At 53.2% G+C, this 24,331-nt stretch carries 21 protein-coding genes; 2 read left to right on the top strand and 19 right to left on the bottom strand.

Annotation, left to right across the window (positions count from 1 at the left end; translation table 11 throughout):
- Positions 1–96: 96 nt before the first annotated feature.
- From ispG to OH663_RS14585, 6 genes are all read right to left on the bottom strand, one after another.
- The gene (ispG, locus tag OH663_RS14560) at positions 97–1,215 is read right to left on the bottom strand and encodes a flavodoxin-dependent (E)-4-hydroxy-3-methylbut-2-enyl-diphosphate synthase (protein ID WP_048220829.1); all 1,119 of its coding nucleotides are present in this window, start codon (positions 1,213–1,215) and stop codon (positions 97–99) included.
- Positions 1,216–1,241: 26 nt separating this feature from the next.
- A complete protein-coding gene (rodZ, locus tag OH663_RS14565) occupies positions 1,242–2,240 on the bottom strand; it encodes a cytoskeleton protein RodZ (RefSeq protein ID WP_200010313.1) in 999 nt (332 codons plus the stop codon).
- A 283-nt stretch (positions 2,241–2,523) separates the two neighbouring features.
- On the bottom strand, positions 2,524–3,690 hold the full coding sequence (rlmN, locus tag OH663_RS14570; RefSeq protein WP_045446140.1) for a dual-specificity RNA methyltransferase RlmN: 1,167 nt from the start codon (positions 3,688–3,690) through the stop codon (positions 2,524–2,526).
- A 169-nt stretch (positions 3,691–3,859) separates the two neighbouring features.
- Positions 3,860–4,291, bottom strand: a complete 432-nt coding sequence (gene ndk, locus OH663_RS14575; RefSeq protein ID WP_045446143.1) for a nucleoside-diphosphate kinase — start codon at positions 4,289–4,291, stop codon at positions 3,860–3,862.
- 138 nt (positions 4,292–4,429) lie between these two features.
- Positions 4,430–6,742: a peptidoglycan glycosyltransferase PbpC gene (gene pbpC / locus OH663_RS14580; protein WP_200010314.1), complete on the bottom strand. Its 2,313-nt coding sequence runs from the start codon at positions 6,740–6,742 to the stop codon at positions 4,430–4,432.
- Positions 6,743–11,674, bottom strand: a complete 4,932-nt coding sequence (locus OH663_RS14585) for an alpha-2-macroglobulin family protein (protein ID WP_200010315.1) — start codon at positions 11,672–11,674, stop codon at positions 6,743–6,745.
- Positions 11,675–11,880: 206 nt separating this feature from the next.
- Between OH663_RS14585 and sseA the strand changes: the two genes are divergently transcribed.
- The gene (gene sseA, locus OH663_RS14590; RefSeq protein WP_045446151.1) at positions 11,881–12,723 is read left to right on the top strand and encodes a 3-mercaptopyruvate sulfurtransferase; all 843 of its coding nucleotides are present in this window, start codon (positions 11,881–11,883) and stop codon (positions 12,721–12,723) included.
- Positions 12,724–12,767: 44 nt separating this feature from the next.
- Here sseA and sseB read toward each other — a convergent pair whose 3' ends face one another.
- From sseB to trmJ, 11 genes are all read right to left on the bottom strand, one after another.
- Positions 12,768–13,544, bottom strand: a complete 777-nt coding sequence (gene sseB, locus OH663_RS14595; protein ID WP_200010317.1) for an enhanced serine sensitivity protein SseB — start codon at positions 13,542–13,544, stop codon at positions 12,768–12,770.
- Between the two features lie 70 nt (positions 13,545–13,614).
- The gene (gene pepB, locus OH663_RS14600) at positions 13,615–14,898 is read right to left on the bottom strand and encodes an aminopeptidase PepB (RefSeq protein WP_045446154.1); all 1,284 of its coding nucleotides are present in this window, start codon (positions 14,896–14,898) and stop codon (positions 13,615–13,617) included.
- A gap of 53 nt (positions 14,899–14,951) precedes the next feature.
- A complete protein-coding gene (gene iscX / locus OH663_RS14605) occupies positions 14,952–15,152 on the bottom strand; it encodes a Fe-S cluster assembly protein IscX (RefSeq protein ID WP_045446157.1) in 201 nt (66 codons plus the stop codon).
- Positions 15,153–15,163: 11 nt separating this feature from the next.
- The gene (gene fdx / locus OH663_RS14610) at positions 15,164–15,499 is read right to left on the bottom strand and encodes an ISC system 2Fe-2S type ferredoxin (protein WP_042317595.1); all 336 of its coding nucleotides are present in this window, start codon (positions 15,497–15,499) and stop codon (positions 15,164–15,166) included.
- A gap of 1 nt (position 15,500) precedes the next feature.
- Positions 15,501–17,351 (bottom strand): Fe-S protein assembly chaperone HscA, encoded by a 1,851-nt coding sequence (gene hscA, locus OH663_RS14615; protein WP_200010318.1) that lies wholly within the window; start codon positions 17,349–17,351, stop codon positions 15,501–15,503.
- Between the two features lie 14 nt (positions 17,352–17,365).
- On the bottom strand, positions 17,366–17,881 hold the full coding sequence (gene hscB / locus OH663_RS14620) for a co-chaperone HscB (RefSeq protein ID WP_045446165.1): 516 nt from the start codon (positions 17,879–17,881) through the stop codon (positions 17,366–17,368).
- Between the two features lie 108 nt (positions 17,882–17,989).
- On the bottom strand, positions 17,990–18,313 hold the full coding sequence (gene iscA, locus OH663_RS14625) for an iron-sulfur cluster assembly protein IscA (protein WP_003037681.1): 324 nt from the start codon (positions 18,311–18,313) through the stop codon (positions 17,990–17,992).
- A 20-nt stretch (positions 18,314–18,333) separates the two neighbouring features.
- Complete coding sequence (iscU, locus tag OH663_RS14630; RefSeq protein WP_002913991.1) at positions 18,334–18,720, bottom strand: Fe-S cluster assembly scaffold IscU; 387 nt, start codon at positions 18,718–18,720, stop codon at positions 18,334–18,336.
- 23 nt (positions 18,721–18,743) lie between these two features.
- Positions 18,744–19,958: a cysteine desulfurase gene (gene iscS, locus OH663_RS14635; protein ID WP_045446170.1), complete on the bottom strand. Its 1,215-nt coding sequence runs from the start codon at positions 19,956–19,958 to the stop codon at positions 18,744–18,746.
- A gap of 112 nt (positions 19,959–20,070) precedes the next feature.
- Positions 20,071–20,562 (bottom strand): Fe-S cluster assembly transcriptional regulator IscR, encoded by a 492-nt coding sequence (iscR, locus tag OH663_RS14640; RefSeq protein WP_003037674.1) that lies wholly within the window; start codon positions 20,560–20,562, stop codon positions 20,071–20,073.
- Positions 20,563–20,757: 195 nt separating this feature from the next.
- Positions 20,758–21,489, bottom strand: a complete 732-nt coding sequence (gene trmJ / locus OH663_RS14645) for a tRNA (cytosine(32)/uridine(32)-2'-O)-methyltransferase TrmJ (RefSeq protein WP_045446173.1) — start codon at positions 21,487–21,489, stop codon at positions 20,758–20,760.
- Positions 21,490–21,607: 118 nt separating this feature from the next.
- On the opposite strand from trmJ, the gene suhB reads away from it, so the two are divergent.
- A complete protein-coding gene (gene suhB, locus OH663_RS14650; RefSeq protein ID WP_045446176.1) occupies positions 21,608–22,411 on the top strand; it encodes an inositol-1-monophosphatase in 804 nt (267 codons plus the stop codon).
- Positions 22,412–22,469: 58 nt separating this feature from the next.
- Here suhB and OH663_RS14655 read toward each other — a convergent pair whose 3' ends face one another.
- Both OH663_RS14655 and OH663_RS14660 read right to left on the bottom strand, forming a co-directional pair.
- Positions 22,470–23,450 (bottom strand): nickel/cobalt transporter, encoded by a 981-nt coding sequence (locus tag OH663_RS14655; RefSeq protein ID WP_200010319.1) that lies wholly within the window; start codon positions 23,448–23,450, stop codon positions 22,470–22,472.
- A complete protein-coding gene (locus tag OH663_RS14660; RefSeq protein WP_200010321.1) occupies positions 23,441–24,079 on the bottom strand; it encodes a DUF1007 family protein in 639 nt (212 codons plus the stop codon). The genes OH663_RS14655 and OH663_RS14660 overlap by 10 nt, the downstream gene beginning before the upstream one ends.
- Positions 24,080–24,331: the final 252 nt, after the last annotated feature.

Genomic DNA, 24,331 nt, shown 5'->3' on the forward strand with positions numbered 1-24,331 from the left:
TGAATATAAAAATGAACCCTCAACGCTAACCCGAATACTACGGGCGCCATGCGGGTTCAATCATACACGGGAAGCACGCCGCTTCCCATCACGTTATTATTTTTCAACCTGCTGCACATCAATTCGACGCGTTTCATCCAGGATGCTGGCTTTGGCACGAATGCGGGCTTCAAGCTGCGTAATCATATCGTCGTTATCGATACGATCCTTACGCACGCCGTCTTCATACAGGCCGCTTTTCTTGTTGCCGCCGGTCACGCCCAGCGTCGAAACCAGTGCTTCACCAGGTCCATTTACCACACAACCGATAATCGAAACATCCATTGGCGTGATGATATCTTCCAGACGTTGCTCCAGCGCGTTAACCGTACCAATGACGTCAAATTCCTGACGGGAACAGGTTGGACAGGCGATAAAGTTGATCCCGCGCGCGCGGATGCGCAGCGATTTCAGAATATCGAATCCCACTTTGATCTCTTCGACCGGATCGGCTGCCAGAGAGACTCGCAGCGTGTCGCCGATCCCTTCGGACAACAACAATCCAAGTCCGATCGCAGATTTAACCGAACCACTGCGCGCGCCACCGGCTTCGGTGATCCCAAGATGCAACGGCTGATCGATCTGTTTCGCCAGCAGACGATAGGATTCTACCGCGAGGAAAACGTCCGAAGCTTTAACGCTGACCTTGAACTGGTCGAAGTTCAGACGATCGAGATGATCCACATGACGCATAGCTGATTCCAGCAACGCCTGCGGCGTAGGTTCGCCGTATTTTTCCTGTAGATCTTTTTCCAGCGATCCGGCATTTACGCCAATACGGATAGGAATATTTTTATCACGAGCGCAATCCACCACCATGCGGATACGCTCTTCGTTACCAATATTGCCAGGGTTGATACGCAAGCAATCGACGCCGTATTCCGCCACCTTCAGCGCAATGCGATAGTCGAAGTGAATATCGGCAACCAGCGGGACAGATACCTGCTGTTTGATGAGCTTGAACGCTTCGGCGGCATCCATTGTCGGTACTGAGACACGAACAATGTCAGCGCCTACGCGTTCCAGCGCTTTGATTTGATTGACCGTCGCCGCCACATCAGTGGTGCGTGTGTTCGTCATAGACTGTACGGCGATGGGTGCGCCATCGCCAATCGGCACATTCCCAACGTAAATGCGTGTCGATTTTCTACGTTGAATTGGAGCCTGGTTATGCATTAAAAAATCTCCCGCATTGCCGTCTGTTACTGAGCCGGTGATTGTTCGGCATTAACGGTCAGACGCGCAACCTGGTTAGTTCTGATAAAACGACTCAGGTCGACAGGTTTACCCTGATACTGAATCTGCACTGCTGCCGGAGCACCAATTTTCAGTTTGTACGGTGCCTGGCCGGTAAGATTTAAATTGCCATCTTTACGCTGCATGCCGCTAAACAGTTTTTTACCGGTCGCGTCCGTAACTTCCAGCCAGCAGTCGGCGGTAAAGTTCATTACCAGGGCATTAGCATCAGCAGCAGGTGTTGTGACACCCGCCTGATCAGTAGGCAACGGCGCAGCTGTATCTGGCGCAGCAGGGGCTGTGGTCGCAGTATCAACATTCGCCTGAGAAGGTGCCACAACAGCATTTTGCGAAGCATCTGTAGCAGGTGCTGGTGTCGTAGCAGCATCAGGCGTTTGCGCTGAACCGGCTACTGCACTCTCTTCCTGAGCCGGGGTATTATCCTGGCTTGCTGCTGCGCTGGTATCCAGCGGCACGCTTTGTGCATTATCTTTACCGGCATTCAACTCAGCAGAAGACTGATCGGCCATCGTGGTGATCTCTTCCTGCTGCGCTTTATGGTTCTGCCACCACCAGGCACCTGTCAGTCCTACAACGACGAACAGCACCAGCCAGGTAAAGGTCATTAACCAACCGTCACGTTTTTTACGACGTTTACCCAGCGAAAAGCTTTGCATCGGGGCAACTTTGGCTGGGCGAATCGGAGCCTGTTTTTCCAGCCCTGGCAACAGTTCTTCTTCAGGAATATGCACCAGACGCGCATAGGAACGGATATATCCACGCAGGAATGTTGAAGCAAGATCGGCTGGCGCCTTATCTTCTTCAATATCACGTACCGTGGAAACCTTCAGGCAAAGTCGCTCCGCGACTGCCTGCTGGCTGAATCCGAGTTGTTCACGGGCATTGCGCAGACGAACGCCGGTGGTTAGTGCTTCATTTTTGTCGTGCGTGGCTTCAGTATTCATTCGCTACAGCTGCGTAAATTGGGGTTCTGATGCCGGTGAGTCACAATGCTCACCCACACCGCGAAACATCTGGTCAGTTAACCTTAGTCTGACAGTATAAAACGGTCTGACTATCAATGACAAAACAGCGTAAACCTGAGGGCTAAACTCTTGTTGCGCCGCTACATACTGCCTTAAAGTCGACAAAAACGCACCGTTATTATTGTCGAGGCAGCGACAACAAAGAACCTCATGTACTTATATCGCACTACGGCACATTAATTATACCGTAGTGCGCTCAACATCAAACGGTCTTGATATCGATAGACTCACCCTGCATACGCTTACGCAGAGTACGCTTGGTGCGGTCAATAACATCACCCGCCAGCTGACCACAGGCTGCATCAATGTCGTCACCACGTGTTTTACGCACAATGGTCGTGAAACCATAGCTCATCAACACTTTGGAGAAACGATCGATACGGCTATTGGAGCTACGGCCATACGGCGCGCCAGGGAACGGGTTCCATGGGATCAGGTTGATCTTACACGGCGTATCTTTCAGCAATTCGGCAAGCTGATGGGCATGTTCGGTACCATCGTTGATGTGATCCAACATCACATACTCAATCGTAACGCGCCCCTGGTTCGCATTGGATTTCTCCAGATAACGACGCACAGCCCCCAGGAACGTTTCAATATTGTATTTTTTGTTGATCGGCACAATCTCGTCACGAATTTCATCGTTCGGCGCATGCAAAGAGATCGCCAGCGCAACGTCAATCATATCACCCAGCTTATCCAGCGCAGGTACAACGCCTGAAGTAGACAGCGTCACGCGGCGTTTTGACAGGCCAAAACCGAAGTCATCAAGCATGATTTCCATTGCCGGTACCACGTTAGTCAGATTGAGCAGCGGTTCACCCATGCCCATCATCACTACGTTGGTAATCGGGCGCACGCCCGTCGCTTTCACCGCCCCGACGATCTTCGCCGCGCGCCAGACCTGACCAATGATTTCCGATACTCGCAGGTTGCGGTTAAAGCCTTGCTGAGCCGTAGAGCAGAATTTGCACTCTAACGCACAACCAACCTGTGAAGAAACACACAGGGTAGCGCGGTCATCTTCCGGGATGTAGACCGTTTCAACGCGCTGATCGCCAACCGCAATGGCCCATTTGATGGTGCCATCAGACGAACGTTGTTCTTCAACAACTTCAGGCGCACGAATTTCAGCCACTTCTTTCAGCTTGTTACGCAGCACTTTATTGATGTCAGTCATATCATCAAAGTTGTCGCTGCAATAGTGGTACATCCATTTCATGACCTGATCGGCACGAAACGGCTTTTCGCCCATCTCTTTGAAGAATTCGCGCATCTGCTGACGGTTCAGATCCAGCAGGTTAATTTTTCCATTTTTATTTGGAACCGCAGCAATGGCGACTTCAGAGGTGTTAACTAATTCAGACATAATATTTTCCGGCCTCGTTGTTACACGTTATGGCCCGTGGAGGGTTAAAAAGAAACGCCCCGGCAAGCGGTCTGCTCTTCCGGGGCGTTGCATTGTACAAAGTCTGGCGCAGGGATGCCACGTTTGCACGAAGCATTAGCGAAAATAATATGTAAACGAACCCGTTAAATTAACGAGTACGAGCGCACACTTCGCCTTCACCGAAGAAATAAGCGATTTCGCGCGCGGCAGATTCTACCGAGTCGGAACCGTGAGTGCCGTTCTCGGTGAAACTGTCAGCGTAGTCCGCACGCAGGGTACCCGCCAGCGCATTCGCCGGATTGGTAGCGCCCAGCAGATCACGATGACGCTGAACGGCGTTCTCGCTTTCCAGCACGGAAACAACAATTGGACCAGAGGTCATGAATTCAACCAGACCGTCAAAGAACGGCTTACCGTCGTGCTCGGCATAGAAACCACGAGCCTGCTCAACGGTCAGGTGCAGCATTTTAGTACCGACAATTTTGAACCCTGCAGCTTCAAAGCGCGCAAAGATGTTCCCAATAACGTTTTTTGCCACCGCATTTGGTTTGATGATGGAAAAAGTACGTTCAATAGCCATGATTACCTCTGAAAAAAGATGTTTTGTTGTGGTTTACCTGGCGCGGATTATAAAGAGCATCCCGGCGGTTGACTATTGACGAAGGTAACATTTCTTTAAAATAAGATGAATTTTAGCAACAACCGCTATCAAACGAGCCTATTGCAAAGAAAATCTCACCGCCGTAACCTGCCCGCCATCATCCATGACCAGCAACTGATATTCCCCTTTAACCGCCAACCGCAAGGTAAGAGAGCGTCCTCGCTCCTCCAGTCGCTCGCCGTTAAGAAACCACCAGCGCTCACCTGCTCCACCGCTGATATACACCGGTACTGAGACTTCCGGTGAACCGGGTAAGCGCTTCACAATCGCGCCATCACGCACACCTGTCAACTGGAGCGGTAACAGAGCGTCCTGTCCCAGCGGAGGACAAATTGATGAAACTGGCGGTAGCCGCGCAGTACGGCGTTCAGAAGGTGGTAGCCAGGATTCCAGTGGTAAAGGCCAGACGATTAACGTTTGTTCATGCGCCTGTTCGCAATCCGCAGCCACTCGTTTTCCCGCCTCATCTAACCAGACTGGAAAACGGATACCACTGACCCCTTCCTGCTCAGGTAATAACAGCGTGGGCGGTTGGCTGCCATCCAGTAGCCAGGTGGCTAAACGACGACGACAGTTGCTATCACTGGCTGGAAGCGATTGCCCCCCAGGCCAGCACACCACACCACGGCTGACAGAATCTGGACGTGGATCTTCAGGCTGATTCGCCCCGCGCGCCAGCAGCAGATTATTAACCTGATTCAGCAAAGGCACAGCACTGGCAAAACCGAATTGCCCGACCACCGGAGTACCATCCGGTCTGCCAGTCCAGATACCCATCACATATCGAACGTTAACACCAATCGCCCACGCATCGCGATAGCCGTAGCTGGTACCGGTTTTCCATGCCAGCGGCACAACTCTGCTGAGGGCATTATCCGGTAACGGCTGGGCTTCATCCGCCATAATCCGACGAATGATCCATGCCGCCCCCGGTGACATCAGCGGACGTTCCAGCAGTGGGTCGTCTGGTTGCAAGCGCAATGTCCCCGCTTTGCCATGCCGGGCAAATACGCTGTACGCCGCCGCCATGTCCTCAAGCCTTGCACCTGCGCCTCCCAGGATCAACGAAAGATTCGGCGCCGCTCCGGTTGGTAAGTACAACGGTAAACCGACATTACGCAATTTAGCGGCAAATCGCTTCGGGCCATAGGCTTCAAGCACCTGGACGGCAGGTAAATTCAGCGAACGTACCAACGCCTCGCTCATGCTCACTGGGCCATGAAAACCGCTGTCAAAATTACCGGGACGATAATCTCCTGTACGTCGCGGTACGTCCTGCAACAGGGAAGCCGGATGAATCAGTCCCTCATCCAACGCCAGACCATAGACAAAGGGTTTAAGCACCGAGCCTGGCGAGCGAATCGCATTCACCATATCCACATGACCAAAGCGAGCGTCGTCATTCATATCCACTGACCCCACCCAGCCACGGACGCTCATATCGGTATGATCAACGACAATCATTGCCAGCGAACTGCGCGCCGGAAGCCGTCCTTTCCAGTTTTGCGCCAGTTCTTCCAGTTGGCGTTGCAGTCCTGCATCCAGCGTGGTCACAATTTTGTCACGCTGACTTTTGCCCAACATCATGCGCGAGAATAATGGTGCTAATTGCGGCATCTGTCTTGGTGCCAGCCAGACCGGTTCTTCACGGGATTCCTGCACCTGCTTAGCTGACCAGATACCCTGCGTCGCCATGCGCTCGAGCACTTTATTGCGCGCGGCTTCGGCACGATCCGGCCAACGATCGGGGCGCAGACGACTTGGTGCCTGTGGCAGAACAGCCAGTAAAGCAGCGTCGGAGTAACTCAGTTGCGCAGGTGATTTGCCAAGATACGCCCAGCTTGCCGCGCCGACCCCCTGAAGCGTGCCGCCAAACGGCGCACGGTTCAGATACAGTGTCAGAATGTCATTTTTGGAGAGATGCCACTCAAGCTGGAGTGCGCGCCAGAGTTGGCGAAACTTGCCGCCAAAGGTGCGCGGATGAGGATCGAGCAGCCTGGCCACCTGCATGGTGAGCGTGCTGCCACCAGAAATCACTCGCCCCGACGAGAGATCTTGCCAGGCAGCGCGGAGCACTGAAAACGGATTGACGCCGGGATGTTTCCAGAACCAGCGATCTTCATAGTTGATCAACGCCTCAAGGTAACGGGGCGATACTTCATCAATGGTTACCGGATAACGCCAGATACCCTCAGCGTCGGCAAAGCGCCACAGCGGCGTACCGTCATGTGCCACCACCACGCGTGCCGGGTTGACCTCAGTGAGCGGCAGTGGCCAGATTTTGTCTGCACCCCAGACAACTGCCGCCATCAAAAGCGGTGCGGCTGCCAGCCAAAGCCAGCGGCCGCGTTTGCCAACCCAGCGCATCATTTACGGTCTGACAATCAGTGGTCCCTCTGCCGTACCGGTGGCTCGCCATTGCGGAACATACATCGATTCCACCTGCGGGACGGGAACCTGATACGTTCCCGGCGTTACCGCTCGCGCCAGATACACCAACGTGACCGGTTGCCCTTCGTTGACAGCCACTGCAGCGACAAAGCGATCGTCACGGAATTCAACGTGCTGGATATCCGCCTGCTGCATCTGATTAAGCAGATTCTGCACTTCGCTTGCGCTGTCCTGCAGACTCGCGCTGCCGTTAGCCAGATTCTGGTTTTCCAGCTCCAGTCCGGCAGGCAGTAAATCAACCACCAGTGCATCCGGTACATTCTGGTTAGCTTTCACCGTCAGCCATACCAGCACCAGTTCCCCACTACGCAACGTCGAGAGTGATTTACTTTGTCCATCCGTACCCAGCACCTGACGCTCAATACTCAGCACATTGCTTGCCGGCAGCGGTGAAGTTTGCGGATAACCACTCACATCCAGGCGCAGCCACAGCGGCAGATTCCCCGTATTGGTTACCGTCAGGGTGGATAACTGGTCGGCATCCAGATTATGGGTTTTCGATTTTTCACCTGCCAACGGTTGTTCAGAGAGCGAGGTCTGCGCCTGCCAGGTTCCCGGCAGATCCTGTAGGGTACGCGCGGCCAGGAACAGCGCGTTATTCTCCTGAGTTGAGAGCCAACGCTGACCAAAGGCCTGTTCCGACAACGTATTCAACAACGTGTTCTGCACATCAGGTTTAAGCTTATTCTCTTCCAGCAATGCCAGCATCAGTGCATTATCACGAAGCTGACTGCCGTAATCCGCCATCCACTGTTGTGCATCGCGACGCGGAGTATTCAGCGCCAGCGTCAACGCCTGTTCACTGCGATTCGCATCACCCATGTTTTTCAGCGCAATCCCCAGTTGCAGCAACGGTAAACCGGAAGCGGCCTGAGCACGACGCTCCCAAATCTCACGCAGTGCGCCAAGCGGTGCTTTTTGCTGACGAGCCAGTACCAGCGCGGCGTATGCCTGCACGGCAAATTTGCTTGCCGGTGTATCGTCGGTGTAGCGAATCGACATCATGCCCGGATCCTGCAAATAGCGCAGCAGTCGTTCGTTACCCCGGTTAATCACTTCTGCCGGAACGCTGTAGCCTTGTTCGTTAGCGCGAACGAGGAAATCCATCACATACGCGCTCAGCCAGTACTCTTCAGGACCGTTCTTGTCCCACAGAGCAAAACCTCCGTTGTCACGCTGCATTTGCAGTAACCGGGAAATACCAATCTCAACCGCTGCACGACGCTTCTCATCACTATCGCCAGCAATCCCTAACGCCTTCAGTTGCGCGGCATTGGTATACAAAGACGGGAATAATCCGCTTGCCGTTTGCTCCAGGCAACCGTACGGATAGGCTTTTAGTTCACGGATGTAGCGTGCCAGATTTAGCGGCGGCTTACCGCTGAACAGTAGTTGCCCCTGCATGGTTACAGGGGAAAAATTGATCAGTTCCTCCCCCGGGATCTGCCACGTTTCACCAGGTTGCAGCGCCACGCCATTATTGATGGTCTGCGCCGGGAATGCCGGACGAACACCAATCTTCCACTGCTTATGCTGAGCCGGGAGCGTTTCTCCTGGCAACACCAGACCACTGATAACCGCCTGAATATCGCCATCGCCAAACCCTTCCAGCGCCCGCACCGGGATAAACAACGTAGTACGCACTCCCGGGGCAAGATTCACCGGCGCAGGGGCCTGACCAATCAGCTCCAGTAATCCACTGGCGGTAAGCTTGATATTCAGCGTCTGCGGCCTGTCAGTCAGGTTAGTCACATCCAGCGTCAGGCGCGAACTATCGCCTCCGGCTAAAAAGCGCGGCATATTCAGTTCGGCAATGGCCGGCGCGGCGACAATCACTTTACTTTCGCTACTGCCAAAATCATCCGCCGTCCAGGCCTGGGCCATCACCCGCAGTTCACCGTTAAAATCACCAATCGGCAACGTCACCGTGCCTTCACCCTGATCGTTGAGTATTACCGGCAACGCCTGTTGTGCCACGATATTTATGTGATTGACCGGCGGTTTACCGCCACGTTTTAACTCATCGCCATCGCCACCAAAACGCAGCGCCGCCAGACGGCCCTGCCCTTCGATCACCTGACCATAAATATCGTAAATATCCGCCCCATAGCGTTTCTGCCCGAAAAACGCCTGCCATGGATCCGGCGTGGTGTAGTCCGTAATATTCAACACTCCGCTGTCCACCGCAGAAACCAGTACGTTAACTTGTTTTGGCACTGCACCGTTTTTAACACTGGCCTTCACTTTAACGGTCAGAGGCTGATTTGGACGCATTTTGGCAGGGTTATCCAGCGTCAAATCAAGACGGCGGTTTTCATCACCCAACGGCAGATGCAGCAATCCGACTGCGCGTTTTGGTGTTGCAGAACGCGATTTGTCACCAGGACGAATCACCAGTGCACTGAGATAAAGGTCGTGTCGATTCCAGGTTTTATCGACCGGGATAGAGAGATCCAGTCCATCAGCAGGTACATCTATCTCTTGCCACCACAGTGGCCCCTCGCTGGATTCCACCATCGCGTAGCCTTTGCCAGCGGTTGGCGCAGCGATGTGTAACTTAATGGTATCGCCAGGACGATAGTTGGGTTTATCCAGTTTCAGCGTTACGCGATCGGGACGCACCGCACCGCTACCATCGCTGTTATCCTGCCAGCTGTATCCGGCCCAGAAGCGCACGCTGCTCACCGTATCGTTCGGCGCTTTGACCTCCAGACGGTAAGCCCCCCACTCAACCGGGAAGCTAACCTTACCGGTTTCATCGGCCTTAAGATCCAGCGTCTGTTCACCTTCAACCAGATCCTTTTGATCAAATTGTGATTGCCACCCCTCGCCTTCTGACCAGTTCCAGTAGTAATCCCGGCGTTCACGAATCAAACGAACCTGTAAACCTGAAACGGCTTTTTTCGATCCCTGGGCATCAGCATACACAACATCAAAAGCTGCATTGCTGTCTTCATCAACAATGGGCTGATTAACGGTGGTATCCGTACGGTAGTCATATACAGATTTCGCTGCGAATTGTGGCCTGATGCCCGGCAGAATATCGGCAGGCCAGACAGACTGTTCGACCCGGCGCGTCACCGGACGACCGCCCGACTCCAGCAAACTCGCCTGCAAAATAACCTGTAGAGGGGAGTGCGCTTCTTGCCACTGGCTATTCGTTACCACTTCACCACGACCGTTTTCATCCAGCGTGAGCTGAACTTCATCCAGGCTGCGGGAGAGGTTTTCTTCGGCAATATTACCAAACTGGAATCCTGGCAATGCCGGCACCGCCTCACGCAGTGGCCGCAGGAAAAGCTGTCCCTGCAAGGCATTGCCATTCGCTGGCGCACCGTACAGATAGTAACCAACAACCGAGAACTTCACGTCGTCAGTCGGCGCTATCGGCATCTTGCTGGCGGTGAGATTGAGCGCCATCCGCTCTGGCATAAAATCTTCGACGTGGAAATCCCACATCCGCGCATGGTTATCCCCGGTGTTTGCCCGGATATGCCACATTCCGGTTGGCGCGCTACTGTCCAGCGGCCAGCTCAGACGGTAAAGACCGTTCTCTGGCTGGCTGACTACGGTGCGTAACACCTGTCCATCGGGTTTTATCACTTCCAGTTTAATCGGTTGATCGGGCAACGTTTTGCCGTCGCTGTCGCGCAGCAATCCATTAAGTATCACCGTTTCACCAGGACGATAAAGATCGCGCGGGCCGAACATGAAGAACTGTTTGCTGTATCCCGGCGCGCCCGCAATATCAAATTCAGCCAAATCCAGAGCGGGCAACTTCAGATCCAACAGCGTGGTTTGCCCGTCTTTGCGCGCCAGCAGTAACGCCGCTTCTTTATCGGTCTCAAGCTTAACGTGTCCCTGTGCATCAGTGGTCGCCTGCGCCAGCGTCTGCCCTTTCTCATTCAGCAAGGTGACATCAATTCCCTGCTGGGAAGCTCCATTTTCCAGGCTCTGGGTAAAGACATCCAATTGGTTGTGGTAACGGTGTGCGGAAACACCAATGTCGCTGAGGGTGAACAGCGTGGCGGCATTGCTGTAGTTGTAATGCCCGGCCTGATTCATCACCGCAACGTAAACGCCTGCCTGCTGCAACGGTTTGATATCGCCCAGCGGCAACAACAGCTTCTCACGGGTATTGCGCGCAGGATTGAGGTCAAAGCGCCCGGTATAGACCAGTTCGGCCATCTTCAGAAGATTGTCGGACTCCCAGTTGGACAGGGAGTTGCGGTATTCCCACTGGCTGATAAACGCACCGAGCGACTCCGGCTTCACGCGAAAGAAGTTCACGTCCACACTATCGACATTCAGCGCCATCACCGGCAGCCCTTCGATAACTTTACCCGGCAACAGAGAACCACGACTGGCAAATCCTACGCTCGGCTGGACGTCGCGCGTGGTGATGTTTTTTTCATAATCGATGCCAAATGTTGCTTTATTCAGCGCCAGCAAATTACGCTCAATGGTCACCATCAGTTCGCGGTTAGGTTCCAGATGACGTAAACGCAATTCTTTCAGATTTGGCGCCAGTTCCCAGGCACCATCTACTTTGCCGTTTTTCTTATCAACAACGTGCACGACACGGGAAAAATCCTGCTCTGGATCGAGCGGAATGGAGAAGGTCAGCACCAACGTCGCCGCACCGTCTAACTGAACTTCAGAGGCATCGAGCAGCGTCAGCGCCTTACCCTGACTTTGCTGCGTCAGTTTCTGTAACTGGGCCTTATCTTTTGCCGGGGCGGTTTGCGGGGCTGGTGCATCATTTTTCCCGTCCGTCGGCGGCTTATCGTTATTATCACACCCCACCAGCGCCAACATCAGCATACAGGCCGCTACGCGTATATATTTCATTTTTCATCCCTGGCCGTAGTGGCCTGTTAGCTACGTAGAACAACTATTATGCGTGAGATTTCAGGTTGTGGAAGCCAGTAACTCGTCCGCGTAGTCTAAATTTTCGTGATTAATGTGGATCCGCCTGACAAATCAGCCTCTTTTACTTGTCCCTTTCAGGTAAACATCCGACAATTTGCCGAAACTTGGTAAAAATGGAGATGCCTATGACCACCGCCTTCTTTGTCGCTGCCGACTGGCTTATAGAACATATTGACGATCCGGAAATACAAATTCTTGATGCCCGTATGGCACCGCCAGGACAGGAAGATCGCGATGTTGGCGAAGAGTATCGTTCTGGCCATATTCCCGGCGCGATCTTTTTTGATATCGAAGCACTCTCCGACCATACATCACCGTTACCGCATATGATGCCGCGCCCGGAAGCTTTCGCCGTCGCCATGCGCGAGTCTGGTATTCATCAGGATAAACATTTGGTGATCTACGACGAAGGCAATCTGTTCTCTGCCCCGCGCGCATGGTGGATGCTGAGGACATTTGGCGTAGAAAATGTCTCTATTCTGGCGGGCGGGCTGGCGGGCTGGCAGCGTGATGAGCTACCGCTGCAGGAAGGAATCGTTGATTTACCAGAGGGTGAGTTTGACGTGGCGTTTACACCAGAAGCTGTAGTTAAGGTGACCGATGTCCTGTTGGCCAGCCATGAAAAAACGGCACAGATCGTGGATGCCCGTCCGGCTGCACGTTTTAATGCGCAGATTGACGAACCGCGTCCTGGCCTGAAGCGCGGCCATGTTCCCGGTGCACTGAACGTACCGTGGACAGAACTGGTTCGTGACGGGGAATTAAAAACAACCGACGAGCTGGATGCCATTTTCTTTAGCCACGGCGTCAGTTTCGACAGACCAATCATTGCCAGTTGTGGTTCCGGCGTTACGGCTGCCGTCGTGGTGCTGGCGCTTGCTACTCTTGGCGTCCCCAACGTGGCGTTGTATGACGGCGCGTGGAGCGAATGGGGAGCGCGCAACGATTTACCAGTAGAACCGGCATAACGTTTGAAATGCCGGATAACACTTCGCTTATCCGGCAACATCTTTTAGATAATTCGATTCTGTTTAAAATCGCGCAGGAAACCGCCCCAGCGGCGCTCGTAGAACGGCGCGATGTGCTCGGTAATAAAGTGGCTGACCCCTTTTTCACCTTTCACCACCTGGCAGATATCAATCGGTTCATCACCCGGTAACGTATCCGTTGCTACACTGCCTGTGGCATGAATAATCTCTTCAATATCACCATCGGCTTCAATGCCAATCAGCAGGTTCGGCTGAGCATCAGGACTCTCTTTAATCGAGCAGATAAATGCCCGTTTAACGGGTTTAATGGTTTTAAACAGCGTGGTCAGTGAGTCAATCATCTGTGCCGGCGGTTCCGCAACCTCAGAGAGGATAAGCGACTCGCCGCCTTCCAGTACTTCCTGGGTACTCAGTGGATTGCCTTCCTCTCCCATCAACAAGCTGATCTCGCGCGGCATAAATTCTTTGCCCGTCGGCAGCTTGGCATTGAGAAACAGCGTCTCGCCCAGCGTCATTTCAAACAGTGTACGCACCGGCATGACGACAAACGCCTGCTCATCTTCAACGGCCTGTTCCAGCGCTTCAAGGGAGGTGAAAAACGGGATTACAGTAGTGCCGTCTTCTTTTTCCCAGTGCTGCAAATCCAGCGCACTGTCTTCAACCACCGCCTCACCTTCTGCGGCTGTACCCGGTACCCAGACGGTAGACTCCAGCAAAGTGCGAAAAAATGCCGGACGATGCGCAGGCTCTGTCGCGGCTTTTTCCAGCAACGTTTCTAATTCGTTTTTTGTTTCAGACATAAGAACCACAAATTGGATGAATACGTGCAAGCCGGATGCGCGAAACGCCATCCGGCAATACAGTCATAAGTTACGCGGTTAACAGGTTAGCAATCGTGCGTACACCCAGCCCGGTCGCTCCCGCAGACCATTGCTCAACTGGCGCTTTACGATAAGTTGCAGAGCAGTCGATATGCAACCAGCCTTGCTGATAGTTTTCGACGAAGTGTGACAGGAACCCCGCAGCGGTACTCGCACCTGCTGGATAGGCAGCACTACCGGTATTATTCAGTTCCGCAAAATTAGACGGCAACTGACTCCGGTGGAATTCCGCCAGCGGCAGACGCCAGAACGGTTCGTTTTCCTCAGCAGCGCTTGCCAGCAGGCGAGCCGCTAACTTGTCATCAAAGCTGAATAGCGCGTGATAATCATTACCTAACGCCGTTTTCGCTGCACCTGTCAGGGTAGCGGCATCAATAATCAGCTCCGGCTTCTGCGCACTGGCGTCAATTAAACCATCCGCCAGTACCAGACGCCCTTCAGCGTCAGTGTTCATCACTTCAACATTTTTGCCGTTGCGATAGCGAATGATATCGCCCAGCTTGAACGCGTTACCGCTAATCAGGTTATCCGCACAGCACAGGTACAGCTTCACACGTTTGTTCAGACCACGGGTGATTGCAAACGCCAGCGCGCCGGTCACCGTTGCCGCACCGCCCATGTCAGACTTCATGGAGTCCATAAACGCGCTTTGTTTGATGCTGTAACCACCGGAGTCAAAGGTAATCCCTTTGCCGACCAGGCAGGCATAGACAGGCGCTTCTTTATCGCCTGTCGGGTTGTAGTCCAGCGCCAGCAGTACCGGCGGGCGTTCAGAACCCCGGCCAACCGTATGTAGTCCCATATAATTCTGTTCGCGCAGATCTTCACCTTTGGTGATGCGATAAGAAACGTTATCACACGCCACGCTGCACAGCAGGTCAACAGCACGCTGCGCCAGTTGTTCCGGGCCAAGCTCTTCTGCCGGGGCATTGATGGTGTCTCGTACCCAGTCAATGATTTTCAGGCGGCTGTCCAGCTCTTTGCGCTGCGCCTCATCCAGGGTTGCCCATTCAACTTTGCGGCTGCCTTTAGGCCCTTTGTAGCCTTGCCAGAATGCCCAGCTACGCTCGATATCCCAGCCTTCGCCGTCAAGTTGGGCATGTTTGATACCCAGACCATCAATTTTACGCGCGGCACGCTGAATAAGCCCCAGATCATCTTTTCCATTAAGGTGCAGGGTAATGCCGTCATTATTAATACTGTATGTCGCCTTTTCACCCCAGCGAGCATCGGCCGGTTGCGTGGAAAGCGTAATTTTCATGGCTTCTGTCATTTTATTTATCCTTATTAGCAAACGGGCCGCCATATGGCAGCCCGTTATGTGACTTACTCTGCTTCATCTAACCAGACTAGCAGAATCGCCTCCAGAATTTTTTCATTGGATGCGCCAGGGTCGTCATCAAATTCCTCAAGATCGCAGATCCACTGATGAAGATCGGTGAAACGAACGGTCTTAGGATCGAGATCGGGGAACGCATCATACAGCGCCTCACCGATTTCGCGGCTATCGGTCCACTTCAGTCCCATACTACCCTCTGTTAATGCTCACGCGCATGATTGATTGTGTAACGTGGGATTTCGACCACTAAATCATCCCCGGTGACGCGCGCCTGACAGCTTAAACGGCTCTCCGGCTCCAGCCCCCAGGCTTTATCCAGCATGTCGTCTTCTTCTTCCGTACTTTCCGGTAAAGAGTCAAAACCTTCACGTACGATGCAGTGACAGGTAGTGCAGGCACAGGATTTTTCACAGGCGTGTTCAATCTCAATGCCGTTACGCAGGGCAACGTCGAGAATAGTTTCGCCGGTCTCAGCTTCCAGAACTGCGCCATCGGGACAGAGATCCTGATGAGGCAAAATAACAATCTTTGGCATATTAAACCTCGTCCACGGAATGGCCTTTCAGCGCGCTACGGACGGATTTATCCATACGGCGAGCGGCAAATTCCTGGGTTTGTTTGTCTACGTTTTTAATGGCTTGTTCGATAGCGTCAACATCGTCGCCCTGTGCAACCTCGCTCAAATGCGCGGCGGCGGCGTCGATAGCCTGACGTTCTGCGGCGCTTAACAGCGCGGCATCAGCAGCGAGCGCACCGGATAAACTTTCCAGCACACGTGCCGCTTCGACTTTTTGTTCTGCCAACATGCGGGCTTTGACATCCTGCTCGGCAAAACTCATCGAATCCTGAATCATTGAGGCGATTTCACCGTCGGTCAATCCGTAGGATGGTTTGACCTGGATGGAGGATTCCACGCCAGTGGATTTCTCCATGGCGGTCACGCTTAGCAGTCCGTCCGCATCGACCTGGAAGGTGACGCGGATATGCGCGCCGCCTGCTGGCAGCGCCGGAATACCACGCAGCGCAAAACGCGCCAGTGAACGGCAGTCCTGCACCAGCTCACGCTCGCCCTGCATCACGTGGATGGACATCGCGGTTTGACCGTCTTTAAAGGTGGTGAAATCCTGTGCGCGCGCCACCGGAATAGTGGTGTTACGCGGGATCACTTTTTCCACCAGACCGCCCATGGTTTCAAGCCCCAGGGACAGAGGGATAACGTCCAGCAACAGCATTTCGCTGTCTGGTTTATTCCCGACCAGAATATCAGCCTGGATTGCCGCGCCGATGGCGACCACTTTATCCGGATCAATAGAAGTCAGCGGCGTACGGCCAAAGAATTCACCCACGCGCTCACGCACCAGCGGCACGCGCGTTGAACCACCGACCATCACCACTTCCAGCACATCCTGCGGCTCTACGCCCGCATCTTTCAACGCGCGACGACAGGCCAGCAGCGTACGCTTAACCAGTGCGGAGATCAGTTCATTAAAGGTTTCACGGGAGATTTCACCCTGCCATCCCGCCACGTTGACCGTCACGGACCCGGCGTCGCTGAGCGCAATTTTAGCGGCAATGGCGGCATCCAGCAGTTCACGCTGCACGCGATTATCGCTGCGATCGGCAACGCCCGCCTGCTCGCGAATGTAATCAGCCAGCAGGTGGTCGAAGTCGTCGCCGCCGAGCGCGGAATCACCACCGGTCGCCAGTACTTCGAACACGCCACGGCTCAGACGCAGAATAGAAATATCAAAAGTACCGCCACCGAGGTCATAAACGGCAATCACACCTTCCTGACCGGAATCCAGGCCATAGGCGATTGCCGCAGCTGTCGGTTCGTTCAACAGGCGCAGCACGTGCAAGCCAGCCAGGCGCGCGGCGTCTTTCGTCCCCTGACGCTGAGCATCATCAAAGTAAGCCGGAACAGTGATCACCACGCCATCCAGTTCGCCGGACAGCGCTTCGGTCGCCCGCGCGGCCAGCGCTTTCAGTATGTCGGCTGAGACGCGTACCGGATTGAGCAAACCGGCAGCGGTTTCGATCATCGGCAAGCCGTTTTCGCTCGCCTGGAACGAATAAGGTAAATGCGGGTAGCGCGCCTGGATATCCGCCAGCGAGCGGCCCATCATACGTTTTACCGAGCTAACAGTGTTTGCCGTATCAAGCGCAGCGTTGGCACGAGCATCGTAACCAACCGAATACCCCTGCTGCTGATAGTGAACCACTGACGGCAACAGGTGGCGACCTTCGTGGTCAGCCAGCGTTTCGGCCTGGCCGCTGCGTACGGTCGCGACCAGAGAGTTGGTGGTGCCTAAGTCGATGCCTGCCGCCAGACGACGCTGGTGTGGCGCAGCGCTCAGACCAGGCTCACTAATTTGTAATAAGGCCATTTTCGCTTCCGAAATTAAAAATCGAGCAGTTTTTCTTCGAGTTGTTCTGCACTGCTTCGCAGTTTATCGAGAAAACGCAGTTTACGCACGGTATCTGCCGCCACGTCCCACGCCTCGCTATCCAGCTGTTCCACCATCAGTTGATGACGAACGGTGTACATGTCATTGATGCGTTTCATCAATGCATCCAGACGTTCACTGTCTTTTGCCTGTTCAATTTCATCCAGCTCTTCGCGCAGTTCGAGCTGCTCCATCAGGAACGCGGTATCACGCACCGTATGCTGCTCGCTTTGGATATCAAAGCCGTGTAAAGACAGTAAATATTCGGCGCGCATCAAGGGATGGCGCAGCGTTTGCCAGGCCTGGTTGATAGTGGCGGACTGCGAAACAGCAGCGAGTTGTTCCGCCTGGGAACCGCTGGCGAATTTATCAGGATGATACTGACGTTGTAGATCCTGAAAACGTAGGCTCAGCGCCTGAGTATCGAGCTGATAACGGGCCGGTAAGCCAAAGAGGGTGAAGTAGTCCATAACATTCTCAGGGCATCGATTCTCTGTTGTTCGATGTGGCAAAACCAGAGAGTCAGGTAAAACAAACCCCACGCGCAGGCGACCACGGTGGGGTTATCGGTAAGCGCGTTACACGTGGAAGCTTTCGCCGCACCCACATTCGTCTTTCACGTTCGGGTTGGTGAACTTAAACCCTTCGTTCAGACCTTCTTTGACGAAGTCTAACTGCGTACCGTCGAGGAATTGCAGGCTCTTGCCGTCGACCACAACTTTAACGCCTTTGTCTTCAAACACGGTATCTTCAGCCGCCGGCTCGTCAACAAATTCCAGTACATAGGCCATACCTGAGCAGCCGGAGGTTCTCACGCCCAGACGCAGACCAAACCCTTTACCGCGGTTTGCCAGGAAGGTATTTACACGCGCTGCTGCACTGTCGCTTAAGGTAATCGACATAATAAAACCTCAACTCTTAATTATTTTGCTTCACGTTTGCTTTTGTAATCCGCAATCGCGGCTTTGATCGCGTCTTCAGCCAGAATAGAACAGTGAATTTTCACTGGTGGCAGTTCAAGCTCGTCAGCGATATCGGTATTTTTAATCGCCTGTGCTTCGTCCAGTGATTTCCCTTTCACCCATTCGGTGACCAGAGAACTGGAGGCAATCGCGGAACCGCAGCCATAAGTCTTGAAACGCGCGTCTTCAATGATACCCTCATTGTTGACTTTGATCTGCAACTTCATCACGTCGCCACAAGCAGGTGCACCCACCATGCCGCTGCCCACGTTCTCGTCGCTATTGTCAAAAGAGCCCACGTTACGTGGATTCTCGTAATGATCGATTACTTTTTCGCTGTAAGCCATGATGAATTCTCCTTATCTACCGATTAGTGATGTGACCATTCAATGCTGTTCAGGTCCACGCCCTGTTTGAACATTTCCCACAGCGGAGAAAGGTCACGCAGACGGCCGATGGAGTTGCGAACCAGATTGATGGTGTAGTCAATCTCTTCTTCGGTAGTAAAACGACCTAAAGAGAAACGGATTGAGCTGTGTGCCAGCTCGTCAGTCATACCCAGCGCGCGCAGCACGTAGGATGGTTCCAGACTTGCAGAAGTACAAGCAGAACCGGAGGATACAGCCAGATCTTTCAGCGCCATAATCAACGACTCACCTTCAACAAAGTTGAAGCTGACGTTGAGAATGTTCGGAGCGCCATGCTCGAGATCACCGTTGAGGTACACCTCTTCCATATCTTTAACGCCGTTCCACAGACGGTTACGCAGACCGCGCAGACGCGCCATCTCGGTTTCCATCTCTTCTTTCGCGATACGGTAAGCTTCACCCATACCAACGATCTGGTGGACAGGCAGCGTACCGGAACGCATACCGCGCTCGTGACCACCGCCGTGCATCTGAGCTTCGATGCGAATACGTGGTTTACGACGAACGTACAGCGCACCAATACCTTTCGGACCGTAAATTTTGTGACCGGAGAAGGACATCAGGTCAACTTTCAGCTGGCTCAGATCGATAGGCAGTTTGCCCACGCTCTGGGTCGCATCAACGTGGTAGATGATGCCACGCGCACGGCACATTTCGCCGATAGTCGCGATATCCTGTACCACACCGATTTCGTTGTTCACGTGCATGATAGAAACCAGAATGGTGTCATCACGCATCGCCGCTTCAAGCTCTTTCAGATCGATGATGCCGTTGCGCTGTGGGGCGAGGTAAGTCACTTCAAACCCTTCACGCTCCAGTTGACGACAGGTGTCCAGCACGGCTTTGTGTTCCGTTTTGCTGGTGATGATGTGCTTGCCTTTTTTCTGATAAAAGTTGGCAGCACCTTTAATCGCCAGGTTGTCGGATTCAGTCGCACCAGAGGTAAAGACGATTTCACGCGGATCGGCACCGACCAGATCAGCAATCTGATTACGGGCGATATCTACCGCTTCTTCTGCTTGCCAGCCGAAACGGTGTGAACGAGAGGCCGGGTTACCAAAGGTTCCGTCCAGGGTCAAAAACTGCATCATTTTCTCGGCAACACGCGGGTCCACCGGCGTGGTTGCGGAGTAATCGAGATAGATCGGTAATTTCATTGCTCTATAAACTCCGTACATCGCTTCAATGCAAGGAATCAGGCAACCGGCTGGATGTACGACCGAGTTAACGGGGTGTGCAACACCCCGGCCTGATTCTGAAATACTATTATTAAGCGCGTAACTTAACGTCGATCGCGTCTTGTGCACGGTTAGTGCGTGGAGCGTCATGCGTGTGCTGGCGACCAGACACATCCAGTACTTCCTGGTTATTCACCAGTTCACCTAAGGTTATGTTGTTGAGGAAACCGGTCAGACGGTCACTCAAATCACGCCACAGCGCATGTGTCAGGCACTTATCACCACCCTGACAACCACCTTTGCCCTGGCAACGAGTGGCGTCAACCGACTCGTCAACAGCGCTGATTACTTCACCTACTGCGATGCTACCTGCATCTTTACCCAGCAGATACCCGCCGCCTGGTCCACGTACGCTGGAAACCAGACCGTTTTTACGCAAACGGGAGAACAGCTGCTCCAGATATGACAGGGAAATTCCCTGACGTTCAGAAATATCAGCCAACGGTACCGGGCCCGTTTCGGAGTTGAGCGCAACGTCCAACATTGCGGTCACGGCATAACGCCCTTTTGATGTCAGTCTCATGTCTTACTTAGCCTCAAACTCGCCCCTGCCCGGGGTTTTTTATTGTAAAATGGGGGTATTGCATAGCAGGGGCAAGTCTGACATTCCCGACTAAATCAGTCAACTATTTACTTGACTAATTTAGTCAAGTATTTAACTTTCAGTGCGCTATTCTTAGCGCCGGATAAGCGCAGCGCCATCCAGCATTAAAGCGGTCTATTTTCCTTTATTCTGCTGCTCAATAGATGCAAGCATTCCACGCAGAATATTCAGCTCCTGGCTCTCCGGGCGCGCACGGGTAAACAGACGGCGCAGTTTATTCATTACCTGCCCCGGATGGTTCTCACGAATAAAGCCCGTCGACAACAGCGTCTGTTCCAGATGACCGTAAAAACGTTCTAAATCATCCACCAACGGATACTGAGTTTCTTCATAGTCCGCAGCCTTACCGCTTTCCTGCGTTGCCAGCCAGGCCATACGCACTTCATAAGAAATGACCTGCACTGCCATCGCCAGATTAAGCGAACTGTATTCCGGGTTAGCAGCAATGGCGACGTGATAATGGCATTTCTGCAGTTCGTCGTTGGTCAACCCAACGCGCTCACGACCAAAGACCAGCGCCACAGGAGTATTCGCCGCTTCAGCGACGCTTTTTAATCCGCATTCGCGTGGGTCGAGCATCGGCCACGGTAATGTACGCGAACGCGCACTGGTACCGACAACCAGACTGCAACCGGCCAGCGCTTCATCAAGCGTGTCAACGATTTGCGCACTGCCAATCACGTCACTGGCACCGGCCGCCAGGGCGATGGCCTGGGAGTCCGGTTTTACCAGTGGATTTACCAGCCACAGATTGGTTAAACCCATGGTTTTCATGGCACGGGCGACAGAACCCATATTGCCAGTGTGAGAAGTCTCCACCAGCACAATTCGAATATTTTGCAGCATTGTATTTCTTCAGCTTAAGATTATTCGGCCATATTATCATAAAACGAAGACATATTCCGAACTCGCTGCTATACTCTGCGCCGTTTTCCCGTTCTTTAACATCCAGTGAGAGAGACCGATGCATCCGATGCTGACCATCGCCGTGCGCGCAGCGCGCAAGGCGGGTAATGTAATTGCCAAACACTACGAAACGCCTGACTCTGTAGAAACCAGCCAGAAAGGCAGCAATGATTTCGTGACTAACGTCGATAAAGCCGCAGAAGCGATTATTATCGAAACGATCCGCAAATCTTACCCACAGCACACCATCATCACCGAAGAAAGCGGTGAACATGTTGGTGAAGATCTGGATGTTCAATGGGTTATCGATCCACTGGATGGCACTACCAACTTCGTAAAACGTCTGCCGCACTTCGCGGTATCCATCGCAGTACGCATCAAAGGCCGTACTGAAGTCGCTGTTGTTTACGATCCAATGCGTAACGAACTCTTCACCGCAACTCGCGGCCAGGGCGCACAGCTGAATGGTTACCGTCTGCGTGGTAGCACCGCTCGCGATCTGGACGGCACTATCATCGCTACTGGTTTCCCGTTTAAAGCGAAGCAACACGCCGCCTCTTACATGAAGATCCTTGGCAAAATGTTTACCGAGTGCGCTGACTTCCGTCGCACCGGCTCTGCTGCGCTGGATCTGGCCTATGTTGCCGCCGCTCGTGTTGACGGTTACTTCGAAATCGGCCTTAAGCCGTGGGATTTTGCCGCAGGTGAACTGATTGCTCGTGAAGCAGGCGCACTGGTGTGCGACTTCACCGGTGGTCATAACTACATGTCAACCGGCAACATCGTTGCAGGCAATCCGCGCGTCGTTAAAGCTATGCTGGCGAACATGCGTGACGAACTGAGTGATGCGCTGAAGCGTTAATCTCAGCAGTGCCCGGTGGCGTTACCGCCTGCCGGGCCTGAAAACTATCCGGCACTTTTCAAAACGGTCTTAATCCCCTGCCAACCGGTACTGCACTTACCCACATCACCACAGCAGCAACAATCAACACCGCCCCCCCGGCTAATGCCAGCGTGCTCCAGCCGACCTGACGCCATAACACCGGTGCCTTATTTCTACTGAGCCTCACCGCCAGCGTACGGAAAAAGTGTACCAGTAATGCCAGAGAAGAAATGGTAAGGGATGTTCCCGCCGCCATTGCCAGCGCCGATGCCATTCCCCAGCTAAATACACCAACCACTTTACTGAACAGCAACACCATAATCGCCCCGGAACACGGGCGCATACCCATTGAGAGAATAATCATCATCCGGGCGCGCCAGTCATCACCGCTCTGTATCTGTTCAGGGTCAGGTAAATGCTGATGCCCACAACCACAACCGTCGTGATGTACATGATGGGCCGTGAAGGAGGTAAATTTGGGGCGACGCAACAGCTTGCTTAATTTTTTCAGCGCCCGCCAGCACAGCAAAACGCCCAGTGTGCCCACCAGCGCATAACTCCCCTTTTCCAGCCAGAAACTGCTCATGTGTAGCTGTCGAGCCGGCAATTGCAGAACTGTCAGCACCGCAACCACCAGCCCAATCGCTACCAGCCCCTGTAATAAGGAAGAGGCGAGCGTCAGTCCGATACTCGATTTAAGCTTAGAAGGGTGCGTCGCCAGCCAGGTGGTGATGACGATTTTTCCATGCCCCGGCCCCAGCGCGTGCAATACTCCATAAACAAAACTAAACAACAGCAACGAACCACCTGCCTGGGTGGGGCTGGCGGCGACGGCTTTAAGCAAGCCACTCATTTGCTGATTGACCTCACGCTGCCAGAGAATACTTTTCACCATGACCTGCGGCCAGGCATGCCATAACCACAGCCCACCGCCTGTCGCCAGCAGCAAAAACACGACCAACGGCCACAGTGTCAGCCAGCGGCGGCCGAATATGCGTTGTTGCCAGATTACTGACATTCCACCGTTACCTTCTGTGCAAACTGTTTACCCAAATCCATATCCTCCGGCGGCGCATCTTCTTTATCCAGCGACTGCGCAAAACTCAGCGTTTCTTCATCAGGCGTAGGCGTGTGCACGCTAATCCGGCATTGCTTGCTTATGGCCGGCGCCAGGGTGGCATCGCTGTCTTTGTCGTAGCTCATATCCACGTAATAGGTTGGATCAAACGTGGATATGACATAGGTCTGTCCACCCAGCGGCTGCGGTTCGGCCAGCGGCAAAACAAACGTCAGCACCGCCTGGTGTTCCTTACGCTCCATGCCATATTCTGTCGGGCGATTTTTAAATTTTACCTTTTGCCCGGCATGCCACACTTCGGTGAAGTAGTGTTGTCCGAGTACATTCGCCATCACTTCTGCCGCCAGTTTTTTCCACACTTCATCTCCCGGTTTGGCATTGCCCGCGTCATATAGCAGGTCGGCCGAGGTGATTTCGTCCATTGTCCAGCGCATTTTCAACGCCACAAACTGGTTATTTTCGCTGACTATCTCGGTTTTCAGATGAATAAAGCTATGCGGATGCGCGCCAGCACTAAAGGACAGAACAGCGAGAAGCAACGTTATGACAATATGTTTAACGCGTTGCATGAGTTCTCCACGATAAAAATACAGGCCGCCACAATCGCAATGATGACGTCTTTGGCGAAAGTGTGGTGAGCATACCATTGAACGGAAGAATATTTAGCCCCTCTTTGTGGTCTCGATTCAGTTCTCAATTTTGAAATTTTGTTTCCCGACGATAAAGGCAAAAATGCTTCCATGAGGCATTAACTTAAGGGAGATGATAATTAATTGTTAATTAATGGTTTCATTTTAATTGTTTATTAACAAACAATTGAA

Source organism: Citrobacter sp. Marseille-Q5395 (genome assembly GCF_947057495.1).
Classification (GTDB): domain Bacteria; phylum Pseudomonadota; class Gammaproteobacteria; order Enterobacterales; family Enterobacteriaceae; genus Citrobacter; species Citrobacter murliniae.

What these genes read in the sequence shown, in the direction of transcription:
- ispG (WP_048220829.1), bottom strand. Translation starts at nt 1,215, where the DNA reads ATGCATAACCAGGCTCCAATTCAACGTAGAAAATCGACACGCATTTAC.
- rodZ (WP_200010313.1), bottom strand. Translation starts at nt 2,240, where the DNA reads ATGAATACTGAAGCCACGCACGACAAAAATGAAGCACTAACCACCGGC.
- rlmN (WP_045446140.1), bottom strand. Translation starts at nt 3,690, where the DNA reads ATGTCTGAATTAGTTAACACCTCTGAAGTCGCCATTGCTGCGGTTCCA.
- ndk (WP_045446143.1), bottom strand. Translation starts at nt 4,291, where the DNA reads ATGGCTATTGAACGTACTTTTTCCATCATCAAACCAAATGCGGTGGCA.
- pbpC (WP_200010314.1), bottom strand. Translation starts at nt 6,742, where the DNA reads ATGATGCGCTGGGTTGGCAAACGCGGCCGCTGGCTTTGGCTGGCAGCC.
- OH663_RS14585 (WP_200010315.1), bottom strand. Translation starts at nt 11,674, where the DNA reads ATGAAATATATACGCGTAGCGGCCTGTATGCTGATGTTGGCGCTGGTG.
- sseA (WP_045446151.1), top strand. Translation starts at nt 11,881, where the DNA reads ATGACCACCGCCTTCTTTGTCGCTGCCGACTGGCTTATAGAACATATT.
- sseB (WP_200010317.1), bottom strand. Translation starts at nt 13,544, where the DNA reads ATGTCTGAAACAAAAAACGAATTAGAAACGTTGCTGGAAAAAGCCGCG.
- pepB (WP_045446154.1), bottom strand. Translation starts at nt 14,898, where the DNA reads ATGACAGAAGCCATGAAAATTACGCTTTCCACGCAACCGGCCGATGCT.
- iscX (WP_045446157.1), bottom strand. Translation starts at nt 15,152, where the DNA reads ATGGGACTGAAGTGGACCGATAGCCGCGAAATCGGTGAGGCGCTGTAT.
- fdx (WP_042317595.1), bottom strand. Translation starts at nt 15,499, where the DNA reads ATGCCAAAGATTGTTATTTTGCCTCATCAGGATCTCTGTCCCGATGGC.
- hscA (WP_200010318.1), bottom strand. Translation starts at nt 17,351, where the DNA reads ATGGCCTTATTACAAATTAGTGAGCCTGGTCTGAGCGCTGCGCCACAC.
- hscB (WP_045446165.1), bottom strand. Translation starts at nt 17,881, where the DNA reads ATGGACTACTTCACCCTCTTTGGCTTACCGGCCCGTTATCAGCTCGAT.
- iscA (WP_003037681.1), bottom strand. Translation starts at nt 18,313, where the DNA reads ATGTCGATTACCTTAAGCGACAGTGCAGCAGCGCGTGTAAATACCTTC.
- iscU (WP_002913991.1), bottom strand. Translation starts at nt 18,720, where the DNA reads ATGGCTTACAGCGAAAAAGTAATCGATCATTACGAGAATCCACGTAAC.
- iscS (WP_045446170.1), bottom strand. Translation starts at nt 19,958, where the DNA reads ATGAAATTACCGATCTATCTCGATTACTCCGCAACCACGCCGGTGGAC.
- iscR (WP_003037674.1), bottom strand. Translation starts at nt 20,562, where the DNA reads ATGAGACTGACATCAAAAGGGCGTTATGCCGTGACCGCAATGTTGGAC.
- trmJ (WP_045446173.1), bottom strand. Translation starts at nt 21,489, where the DNA reads ATGCTGCAAAATATTCGAATTGTGCTGGTGGAGACTTCTCACACTGGC.
- suhB (WP_045446176.1), top strand. Translation starts at nt 21,608, where the DNA reads ATGCATCCGATGCTGACCATCGCCGTGCGCGCAGCGCGCAAGGCGGGT.
- OH663_RS14655 (WP_200010319.1), bottom strand. Translation starts at nt 23,450, where the DNA reads ATGTCAGTAATCTGGCAACAACGCATATTCGGCCGCCGCTGGCTGACA.
- OH663_RS14660 (WP_200010321.1), bottom strand. Translation starts at nt 24,079, where the DNA reads ATGCAACGCGTTAAACATATTGTCATAACGTTGCTTCTCGCTGTTCTG.